This is a genomic window from Rickettsia asembonensis (assembly GCF_000828125.2).
Lineage (GTDB): Bacteria > Pseudomonadota > Alphaproteobacteria > Rickettsiales > Rickettsiaceae > Rickettsia > Rickettsia asembonensis.
Window position 1 is genome coordinate 1 of record NZ_JWSW01000046.1, and the last position, 8,032, is coordinate 8,032.

Below are 8,032 nucleotides of genomic sequence, written 5' to 3' on the forward strand. Positions count from 1 at the left end.
TCAACACTCCCTAAATAAAGATTGCAGCAGTAATAAAAGCTCTAGTTGCTGCTATTTGCATACCGCTTAGCTCTAAATAACCAAAGCTTCCTATTAGCGAACAATAAGCAGAGATTAATTTTATATTGAAATTATATGCCAAATAATTTGAGAGATTTAATAAAAATCTTGTAGTAAGGAAAATAATCATCACAACTAAAGATAAATGCAAACCTGAAACGCAAAGCACGTGTGATATACCGTTTTGTCTCATATCCTGCATTATTTGCCTGTTTAAACCTTTCATCTCACCGAGTAATATCGCAGCTGCAAAATCCCTTTATCTTTTCTATTAAATTATTATAAATAAAGATACGCACTCTATAAATAAAACTATCAAAATTTGTCTCGTTACGTTCTATAATTTGTAGCTGCGACATGGCATAGCCGTTTGCCACTATATCCGATAAATAAGCATAAAAACCAAAATCATATCCCCCGGGGAGTATAGCATTTTGCGGCTTATAGAGTTTAGCAAGCAAAGTAATTCTGTCATTTACCCTAATTTCTTGTATATATTTCTTCGGTATACTAATTTTAACTTTTTGTAAATTACGATTAATTTTTTCAATCTTAATGTTGTTTAATACTATTTGTCCTCCTATAATAGTCGGTTTTATCGATTCTATATTGCCGCTAATTTTTGTTATTATTGGTTTATGAAGTGTTTCACCGTGTAAATTTGTCACACGATATTTAGAGATAAATACGCCAAAAATAAAAGCAATAATCATCCAGTAAGTAAACTATAAAAATATATTAGAATTTCTAGTAAAGGTTAATATTAGGCAAGCACAAAAAATGAAAAAAATTGTTGTAAATGAAAGCTCAAAATCAAGCGAAAAATAAACAATAATACCGTAAATAAAACTAACAAAATACCAAATATTTAAATTATTATACCCTGCTTCCAAAGTTATTTTAAAATATTGTAGCATTTTCAATTAAAAGTTAAAAATATTATGCGTTATATCTATTATATTTTCAATAATTAGAATAAAATTCTCTTGTAATTATTAAGTTAAGATAAATTAACTTATATATTGCTTTTTATTAACTTATTTATTATAATGCCCAACGTTTATGTATATAAAATTTTAATTTAAATGGGATATTTGTAATGAATAAGTTAACAGAACAAAATTTACTAAAAAAATCAAGATTTTTAAAATATTCTCTTCTGGCCTCTATTTCAGTAGGAGCAATAATCGCAATACCTTTTGAGGGTATGGCGAGCAGCAATAAAAGAGTATTATTTTATGACGTATTCGAAAAGAGATTTTTTAGTAAACCACAATCAAACGGAAACAAAGATAGGACAAATACACCACAGCAGATAGGAACAGTGATGGTACCGGACCCGGAAAGAAACACATATACTTCATCTGAAATAAGAGAAATGGAAATATCTAAGCAACCTAAAGAATTTAATCCATTAAAAGATATTCCTATAGAGGATCATTATAAAGTGGTAGCACGTAGTAAGTCTGATGTCGGGAAAGCAAGAAAAGCACGACCAATTACTAGACGCAAAACATTTGTAGGTGGTGAAAAAATAGAACAAAGTCAAAATACTTATACTTCTGAACCGACAGAGCAAACGCCTCAAAAACCAGAAATTATGATAACAGAGTCTTCGCCTACTGTTAGCCCAGTTTCAAATGGCTTTGTCACTGTACCTAATACACCAAATACCACTCTGACATCACCGGAACATTATACTACGGCACCTGGTACTCCATCAACACCGGCGACTCCGTATCAGCCTACTCCAGATTTTAAACCAAATATGGGAGCTAAAACACCACCAAACACAAACTCAAAGGCGGTACGAAGATTATCGTTTAGTAGCGAGCCACAACAGACAGTACAACCTAGCACCCAGGCTAAACCTCCAGTTCCTCCAAAACCTCTATTGTTGAGCAGTGCTGAAGTTGCAGCGAAGAAGATGGTAAGTAATATATTACGAGTTTATGAGACGTTAGGAATCAAGTTAGCTGAAGTAGAATCGACAATTAAAAATACCCAAGACAAAAAAAATAAAAAACCGTTACAACAGCTACGAAAACAGATAGTTTCATCACAGAAAAAAACAGAAGTACTAAAGTTAGAAGCTACAGAGATAGGAATAAAAATAAAAGCATTAGATGAAGAAAATAGGAGTCTGGTCAGTTGTAACAAAAAGACAGGAGTAGTAAAAAATAAGCGTGAATTGGATAAAGATAGTGCAAAAGTAAAAGAAAATAATAAAAAAATAGATGAACTTCAACAAAAGTTAACAAATAAAAATGAGGAAGCAAATAGTTTATCTAGAGAAATAGATGTTTCAGTAGGTGGGATAGTTTTAACAAAACCCCAAGCTTCGGTTACGGAGATGCCGCCGGCTGGGTCATTCTTAAATCAGCAGCAACAACTAGAGGTGCTTACTCAACATCAGAAATTCAATGCTGCTAGAAAAGCTGTAGTCAATAAAAGGATAGCGGAAGCAAGTGAAGTAAAAAGAAATAGTGCAGAATACAAAGATCTAATAAGTGAAAGAGAGGAAGTTCAATTAGAACAAAATCAGCAACATATCACTACAGAAAAAACAAAAAAGCAATTAAAAAAGGAAAGACAGAAACAACAAAAAGCAGAAAGAACAAGACTTGAAGCAAAGAAAGCAGAAGAGAAAGAAACAGAGATAGTTGATATCAGGTCAAATATTGTAGAAATAATGAAGAAAATATCAGGTGCTAGTACAACATCGAATAAGTTGCAAGAGCTAGAATTAAGAGTAAAAGATCTAAAAGATAAAAAGCAAAGACAAGAAGCAACAAATCTAGTATCCGAAATAAAGAAACAAGAAAAAGCTAGAACAACGGTAGCAAATAACGCTCAAAAAATATTGAATGATGCAAAAAATGAAACAAGTAGAACGGCATTACGAGCCATGCAAGATAAAATGAATGGTTATTCTGAACAATTAAATAATATAGAGGGAATAGAGGAAAATCTAAAGTTATTAACTTCTATTGTTTATAATAGTTCTACTCATAAGCAGCCGCAAAACGCAGCACCAACCATACCATTAGGTCATGGGGTTCAGAGAATTTTAGGCAAACAACCTGCAGAAGAAGATGAGTACTTAGTGCCAATAAAAGTTCAGCAGCAACCTCATACAGTAATGTTGTCGAATCAAGAAGTGGCTAACCCTAAAAGTATGGATTCAGGCTTGGGAAGCTTACCAAGCGGTATTTCACGTAAAGAAACAGATGAAGATGTTGGATTTAATCCAAATTGGGGGAATGGTCATTCTATGCCGACTGCTAATATGAATAGCTTACCGAAAAATTTAGCTGTAACCCCACCTATAAATGTAGGGTCACTATATAACTCTCCGCAAGCTCAACAATTTCGAGAAGATCATAAAACTACTATAATAAATGCTATAAACTCCCTAAGCTCTTCAGGAGTACCTAAGGAATCAATAGATCCGACAATAATCAAATCTTTACCTTATTTAGATAATGATCAATATCAAGAAGTAGTATTAAGAGTTGATAGAGTTCATGATATAAATACACGGGGTTATTTATTAAGCAAACTTAAACAACTAGGAGAATTAGAAGTAAGAGAACTTACAGGTGTATATGCTTCACTATATAATACTGCTTCCCCTGAAGTACTAAGAGAATCTGAAGCTTTACTTGATAGATCACAAGGTAGGCTAAATTTAGTTGATAGTGCTATTAAAGGTACACAGCCATTATCTAATTTATCTACTATATATGAGCCGGTTAGTTATGAGAATTTAGCATCAGAAACAATATATAATAGAGAGCAACCTAAACCATCTATAAGTTATAAGAATACTGGTAAACGAAAATTAGCTAGAACACCATTATTCAGTGCTGAGCTTGATAAGAAATTAGATTATTTAGATTTAGAAGATAAACTACTAAAAGTAGAGGAAGATAGAAGAGTTAAGGAAAAGCAAGCTATTGCCATATTGAATCAATATCAAGATCCAGAAAACCTAGAATTTAAGCGGTTAGCTATAGAAGCTCTAGACTTATCTTCAAAAGAATCACAATTAAAAGAAAAAAGGAAAGCCATAGGAGTAGCATTTTCTTTAAATGAAGGGTATTCAAACACAGATGTATTATCTTCCTATTCAGTTGGCAACATAAACAATTTACTTAGTAATACAGAATCAAATCTATCCCGTTCACCTTCAATTAACGGCTTAGAGGATTTAAGCGGTTCTAATATTATGAAATTAGGAAAATTAAAATCTGAACATGAAAAAATAGCCAATGATTATAAGGCTAAGGAATTGGAGTTAGATACTTTAAATCACGATGATCCAAAATTTAAGAAGTTAACGCTCGAAGTATTTGAGATGTCGAAAGAAAAGATTTGGTTAGAAGGGGAGATAAAGCATCTAGATACGGAATCTAAGCCTAAGGTAACTGAGAGTAAGCCGGTATTTTCACGTTCATCTTTAGCTAGTAGCCTAAACATATTTGGTAGTAATGAAGATTTATCATGGGATAATACAGGAGATATAGGAGTAGGTCATAGATATGGAGCTGAGGATAGCTGTCCAACTCCGGACCAGTCAAGCTCAAAGATAGCCAATAGTAGTGATAAAAATTCAAGTGAAACTAAATTAGCTCTTCTACGGACATATCAAATGGCAGTAATAGTTAAAAGGCAAGAACTGGAACAATTGCCAAGTACAAGCTCAGAAGCTGCTCAAATCGTTCAGCAGATTGAAGTGCTGAGAGAAGAAGAAGTAACTATGCACGATGCTATAAATGCATGTATAGCAGATTCATCAAAATTAAATAATGTTTCTTTTGAAGAAATAAATGAAGCACTTAAGAAATTGAGTTCAGAAATTCCTGAATCAGCTATTAGTGATTTTGAATCTAAAGCCCAGAAAGATCCTAAAGCTATTTTAGATGGATCAATATTACAGGAAATGTTAAGTTCAAAAGATTCTTTGCCATCAGGAGATGAAGAACAAGAAGACACAGAAGTAACAGAATCCGGTATTCAAAAAGCAGGAGATAAAGGGTTACTTGCACTACCTGTATCAAGTAATGAGTGTGCATTAGCATTAAGTGACGGTAGAGAAAAGGAATGTTTAGCATTAGGCGATGGTAGCGAAGATGAAGAAAGTTATGATTCAGGATTTGAAGAGGAAGAAGAAATAATAGAGCAATTATCCGATTCCGATGGGGGTAACCTTAAAATAACGGAAGTTGATACGGCTATTCCTCTTGGACAGAAAGCAAAAAAAGAAATGCAAATGCAAATTTCAGAAAATGCTCCTACTTTAAATCAAGCGAAAGTTGTTAATACTATTGTAAATAATATGATTCGTAACAGATTAGATGCATCTATGAATATGTCTAATAATATGGTAGCGGTAGGAGCTGGTGATGAAGAAGAATCTCGTATAAAAAGAGGTTTGTGGATGCGTGGTATGTACGGCACTAATAATCATGGACGCGTAGAAAATATGACCGGTTATAGAGGTACTAACAAAGGTGCTACTATTGGGTTTGACGTTGAAATCGACAATAATATTCTAGGTATAGCTTATAGTAATGTTCATTCAGTATTTAAATTTAAAAATAGTAAAAATAATGATAAAGAACTTATTGATAGTCATGTAGTTTCTATTTACGGACAAAAAGAATTACCGAGGAATTTTGCACTACAAGCTTTAGTATCTGCTTCTAAAAACTTTATTAAAGATAAGACAACTTATTCATATGGTGATACTAAAATTAGAAGTAATGTAAAACATCGTAATCATAGTTATAATGCGGAAGCATTACTGAATTATAATTATCTTTTGCAGAACAAGCTTGTTATTACCCCAAATATCGGCTTAAGATACGGGAAGTCACGAGACGGGGTATATAATGAAACCGGTATTAACGTACAAGAAATAGCTCTTATAATGAAAGAGAATAATATATTGTCCGGAATTGTCGGTACTAAAGTCAAAGTACCTTTAAAAGATGTTCTAAAATTTAATAATTTAGGTCTAACATTCCAAGGAGCGGTAGAACATAATTTTAAAGAGAAAACCCAAAGAATAAATAGAGTTGTTAAAATATTTGATAATACATTCAAACAGGATTATCTAATACCGAAGCAACCGAAAACATCCTATAATTTAGGAACGGGTATTATAGGTAGTATCAAGAATACTACTATTTCTTTGGATTATAATTATTATCTTAATAAACATTATAGAAGTCATCAAGGTATTGTTAAGCTTAAGGTAAACCTATAATTTTTATACTTGCAATATTGGCAAAGTTGTTGTATAAAACTTCTAACTTACTGTCATGCCGTGGTCATAGCCACGGTATGACTAATATATCTATTTGCCTACTTTCAAAGTGAAGGCCCCTTCGTCTAGCGGTTAGGACACCACCCTTTCACGGTGGGAACACGGGTTCGAGTCCCGTAGGGGTCACCATTCTATATTTTTCTATAAACTCATTATCTCAAATAATCTAATTTTAAATTCAGAATAAAAATAATAATTGAAAGTAATAACTTTTAATTTATAATATTTCAAAAAGTTTGGTTGAAAACGCAAAGTTCAGTTCAATTAGAGCTAAGTATATTTATGAAAGCAAATGTGTTTTCTTCAAAAAATCCGGTTAATACAAGTGATTATCAAACAATTATAGCGTGTCTAGAACAGAACGTCCCTTCATTTGTTCATCTAGATTTTAGCAAGCTATCTTTGACGCTTCCGCAGTTAGAGGAAATAGCCGCTAAAATCCAAAATAATAATTTTATCGGTAATGTAATCTGGGGCAAGATGCCTAATGCTTCTAGTGATATTGTACAAAAAATCGAAAGTAAAATTATCTTAAATAATCAAAACTATAAGCACCACCCTACCGACTTTCTACATGGTTTATTTAGTTTACATGCTTATATAGATTCTACGGAAAATGATATTGTAAAATTTGCTGTAGAAAAGGAAAACAACAAAAAGGTAAAAATCCGAAATGAACAATTAAAAGACTGGAAACTATTTAAAATATTTAACAAGCGGCAGATATTATGCAGTAGCATATATAAATGAAAATACAAAACAAATAGTGCTTGCTTATCGAGGTACTACATTTGAAAAATTGGATTTACTCAAAACTAATTCACCTTTTAAGGCTCATTTAAAAAGTATTTTAGGCGATCAGATAGTAGCACAGCAAGCGGCAGCATATGAGGCTACAGGAGAAATTACCAAATATGCTAATGAGAATAATTATAATTTATCTTTTACCGATTATTCTTTAGGCGCATGGCTTGCAGAACTTAGCTTATATTTTGCTCATAGAGATTTTCATTATCCAAAAGCAAAGGCAATCACATTTGATAGTCCGGGTTTAACTACAGAAAATCTTCAGCCGCAGATGTATAGTCATGAAACTACCTTTGACATGAAAAATTTAAATATAACAACTTATTTATCAGCTCCGAATTTTATAAATGTCTGTAATCTGCATATTAATAAAGCATATAGATTATTTCCTAAAATTACTCCAAAGCATACAGGCAAGATAATAAATATATTAAATAAAACACCGCTAATTAAAAACTATACTCCCTTGTTACATGGCGTATTATCATTATCCGGTTATTTACTTGACCCAATACTAGATAGTTTTGATCCCAAAACCGGTAAGCCGATAAAGTATGAACAGATATTAGATTGGCCTTGCATAGAATATAATCCTAAAGATAACACGCTAATAAATAAGGCACTTGATTTCATGCCTTTAGCTAGCAATCTAATATATAAAAATGCTACTGCAATGACATTTGGAAGCTTCTTAGAGATAATCGATCAGCTTATAAGCGGTAATATTGCAACCGGACAATTTTTAGAGGTTTATAAGCATTTAGAAAATAATGTTGCACAATTGTATTAATAAATCTAGCAAGATTGTTTGAATTAGCTGCTAAGGCGAAA

At 32.3% G+C, this 8,032-nt stretch carries 4 protein-coding genes, 1 tRNA gene and 1 pseudogene; 4 read left to right on the top strand and 2 right to left on the bottom strand.

The features are described from left to right. Positions 1-13 precede the first annotated feature (13 nt). Together SB78_RS05130 and SB78_RS11030 are read right to left on the bottom strand one after the other, a co-directional pair. Positions 14-253, bottom strand: a pseudogene (locus tag SB78_RS05130) (ComEC/Rec2 family competence protein); the annotation flags it as partial. 34 nt (positions 254-287) lie between these two features. Continuing rightward, positions 288-773 carry a DUF4131 domain-containing protein gene (locus tag SB78_RS11030; protein WP_241773767.1) on the bottom strand — a complete coding sequence of 162 codons (486 nt, stop codon included), beginning with the start codon at positions 771-773 and terminating at the stop codon, positions 288-290. 386 nt (positions 774-1,159) lie between these two features. Between SB78_RS11030 and SB78_RS05145 the strand changes: the two genes are divergently transcribed. The 4 genes from SB78_RS05145 (at position 1,160) to SB78_RS11035 (ending at position 7,991) form a co-directional block, all read left to right on the top strand. Beyond that, positions 1,160-6,334, top strand: a complete 5,175-nt coding sequence (locus SB78_RS05145) for an autotransporter domain-containing protein (protein WP_041079091.1) — start codon at positions 1,160-1,162, stop codon at positions 6,332-6,334. A gap of 114 nt (positions 6,335-6,448) precedes the next feature. Further along, a tRNA-Glu gene (locus SB78_RS05150) sits at positions 6,449-6,523 on the top strand. Between the two features lie 153 nt (positions 6,524-6,676). Beyond that, positions 6,677-7,144: a hypothetical protein gene (locus tag SB78_RS10200; RefSeq protein ID WP_241773768.1), complete on the top strand. Its 468-nt coding sequence runs from the start codon at positions 6,677-6,679 to the stop codon at positions 7,142-7,144. Between the two features lie 16 nt (positions 7,145-7,160). After that, positions 7,161-7,991 (top strand): hypothetical protein, encoded by an 831-nt coding sequence (locus SB78_RS11035; RefSeq protein WP_241773769.1) that lies wholly within the window; start codon positions 7,161-7,163, stop codon positions 7,989-7,991. Positions 7,992-8,032 lie beyond the last annotated feature (41 nt).

Coding starts and splice junctions, on each gene's coding strand:
- SB78_RS11030 (WP_241773767.1), bottom strand. CDS start 773: ATGATTATTGCTTTTATTTTTGGCGTATTTATCTCTAAATATCGTGTG.
- SB78_RS05145 (WP_041079091.1), top strand. CDS start 1,160: ATGAATAAGTTAACAGAACAAAATTTACTAAAAAAATCAAGATTTTTA.
- SB78_RS10200 (WP_241773768.1), top strand. CDS start 6,677: ATGAAAGCAAATGTGTTTTCTTCAAAAAATCCGGTTAATACAAGTGAT.